The organism is uncultured Methanobrevibacter sp. (assembly GCF_937906425.1).
Lineage (GTDB): Archaea > Methanobacteriota > Methanobacteria > Methanobacteriales > Methanobacteriaceae > Methanobrevibacter.
The window spans coordinates 1-3,184 of record NZ_CALCYR010000030.1 but is presented as its reverse complement, the minus strand read 5'-3'; the positions used below and the strand labels follow the sequence as shown (position 1 = coordinate 3,184).

At 31.0% G+C, this 3,184-nt stretch carries 2 protein-coding genes; both read right to left on the bottom strand.

All coding sequences use genetic code 11. The features are described from left to right. Positions 1-180: 180 nt before the first annotated feature. Positions 181-2,031, bottom strand: coding sequence for an excinuclease ABC subunit UvrC (uvrC, locus tag Q0138_RS01020; protein WP_297979695.1), 1,851 nt, complete (start codon positions 2,029-2,031; stop codon positions 181-183). A gap of 129 nt (positions 2,032-2,160) precedes the next feature. Continuing rightward, on the bottom strand, positions 2,161-2,991 hold the full coding sequence (locus Q0138_RS01015) for an ion channel (RefSeq protein WP_297979692.1): 831 nt from the start codon (positions 2,989-2,991) through the stop codon (positions 2,161-2,163). Positions 2,992-3,184 lie beyond the last annotated feature (193 nt).

Genomic DNA, 3,184 nt, shown 5'->3' with positions numbered 1-3,184 from the left:
TTAATTTTAATCTTATTTAAGCTATTTATATAAGCTTTTTTATTATTTTTATTTTTTTAAATTAAATTTAAGCCATTTTTAATAAGTTTTTTATTATTTTATTTTTTCAAATTAAATTTAAGCTATTTTTAATAAGTTTTTTTATTATTTTTATTTTTTTAAATTAAATTTAAGCTATTATTAAGAGTTTTCCTCATGGAAATAGTCATAAACATTCTTGGCTACTTTTTCATTCATTCCATTAACTTCAATCAATTCTTCAATACTTGCCTTTTTAACTCCTTCAAGGTCCTTAAAGTGTTTCAAGAGTTCCACCTTTCTTTTTTTGCCAATTCCATGAATATTGTCAAGTGGAGATTCCTCAATCTTTTTGGATCTTAGTTTTCTGTGATATGTTACAGCAAACCTGTGTGATTCGTCCCTTACCTGTTGGAGCAAGTGCAATGCCTCATTGTCCTGAGGGATTATGATTGGAAAACTGCTGTTGGGCACATAGATTTCCTCAAATTCCTTTGCAAGACCAATGATTGGAATGTGTGTAAGATTATATTCCCTTAAAACGTCAACAGCCATTCCCAATTGTCCCTTGCCGCCGTCAATAACAATTAGATTTGGTTCCTCTCCAAGTTTTAAAGGTTCTATGTCAATTGTTTCAATATGTTCCTTATTTTTCTTGCTCAATTGTTCCTCATTATATCTTATCTTGTCATAATGTTCCTTCAATGGCTTCAGTCTTCTTTGGAGAAGTTCCTTCATCATTGCAAAATCGTTAGGTCCTGGAGTATTCATCCTAAACTTTTTATACTGTTTCTTGTTAGGTTTTCCATCTAAAAATGAGACCTTTGAACCTACAGCCAATTTTCCTGAAATGTTTGAGATGTCATAACCTTCAATGACTCTTGGAAGCTTTTCAAGCTTAAGGTATTTCTTAAGTTCAATCATTGAGTTTTCCATCTTTTGCTTCTGGTTTTTGATAATGTCTGCATTTTTGCTTGCCATTCTTACAAGTCTTAGCTTGTTTCCCCTTTGAGGGATTTTAATGGAAACCTTGTTTCCTCTTAAGTCACTTAACCATTCCTCAATAAGGTCATTGTCAGGTATTTCCTCTTCCAGAAGTATTTCCTTAGGAATATGCCTGTTGATTCCATAGTACTGCTTGATGAATGCTGAAATGACCTCATCTGATGTGGTGTGTTTTGAACCGTTCATAAGGAAATCGTCCTTTCCCATGATTTTGCCATTTCTTATGCTCATTACAACCACAACAGCATTTTCACGGGTATATGAGATTGCAATTATGTCCTGGTCCAATTCATTGTTAAGTTCAACAAACTGCTTTTCCATAACCTCTACAATTGAATTGATTTGGTCCCTGATGACTGCTGCCTTTTCAAATTCCTGTTTTGATGCAGCCTCCTTCATCTCTCTTTCCAAATCCTTTATGATCTTGTTGTATTTTCCCTGGAAAAACAGGTCGATCTTTTTAATGTGTTCTCCATATTCCTCCTTGCTTATCTGACCGTCACAAGGAGCATAACAAAGGTCAATCTGACTGTTTAGGCATGGTCCATCCATTCTCTTACAGGTTCTGATGCGGAATAGCTGCTTAAGGAATTTAACGGTTTGCCTTACGCTACCTACATCTGTAAATGGTCCATAGTAGGTTCCAGTCTTTCCAATGTTTCTTGTAATTACCAGTTTTGGAAAGTCCTCTTCTGTAATCTTGACGTAGGGATATCTCTTGTCATCCTTAAGGCGAATGTTATATCTCGGCCTATGCTTTTTAATGAGATTTGCCTCTAAAATAAGCGCTTCCTTTTCGGAATTTGTTACAATGTATTCAAGGCTATTGAAATGGCTCATGAGAACTTGGGTTTTTGGCCTGTCCAGGTTCTTTTGGAAATAGGACTTTACCCTATTTTTAAGTGATTTTGACTTTCCAACATAAATGATTTCCTCATTCTTGTCCTTCATTATATAGATTCCTGGCCTTTGAGGAAGTTCATCTGGAGAGTTTACCTTGGTTGACATTTTAATTCCTTAAATATTTGTTTAAAATAAATTTGAAAAGTTTAAATAGCTAAATTATTAAGATTTCTAATAAATTTTGATAATTTGAATTTTCTCTTTATTTAAATGAATAAAATTGTATTTAAAAATTCATTTATTATTTTTAATTAATTCCTTTAATTCGATTATTTCTTCTTTTAGTTCTTGGTTTATTTTTTTGTTTTCTTTTAATTCACTCTTGATTTCTTCCAATTCCTTTTCAGTGCTTTTTAATTTGTTCTTGATTATCTCATCATTGTTGTCCACTAAATTTTCCTCATAATAATTTTCATTAGTAATAAGTTTTTTCATAAAGTAGCTTGCCATTGCAGCGGTTACTGCACTGAATATTAAGACTCCGAATATGAGAAGAAGGATGCTTATGTATTTTCCTATTGCAGTGCTTGGCAGGATGTCTCCATATCCGACTGTTGTAAGTGTGACAATGACAAACCAGAGACTGTCAAAAAGATCGGTCATGCTTGGATCAAAGAGATATAATGCCAATGTGGATGCAACTATGACAATAATGAAAATTGCAAATATCTCATCAAGATATGTGTCTTTCAAAAAGACTCCAATTGTCTTAAAGAACTGATAAGCAAGCAATATTATTTTTATGAACTTCAATAAAATAAGTAAACCCGCCAGTTCAGGCACTATAATGAGAATTGGAATGAATATCAAATCGAATGGTATTGCAGGATAGAGCTCTGAGAAATTATTTATAATGAATTTTTTTCTTTCACCAGACTTGCTGAATCTGGAGAAGAATTCAATCAGAAGCAATATGCAGACAAATGTATCGAAAAGAATTATGTTAAAGTAAACGCTATCTGAAAGATTGTAGGCTAATGAAAAGATTAAAAAGATTATGTCAAAGATTATTAGGATTGATAATCCTATTGTGAATATGTTATTCTTGTTTTTGTCTATTTTCATTATTCTGCCTCATATCTTATTTTTTAAAGAAGTTTTATAAAATTTTTTAATTGCTAATATTTAAATATTTGTTTTAATATTTAATATTATTATTTATTTTCAAATTTAATTATTAAATAAGCAAATTAATTTACAAAATTAGATTTTAAATAAAATAATTAAATTAAATTATTAAATAATTAAATTTAATTAC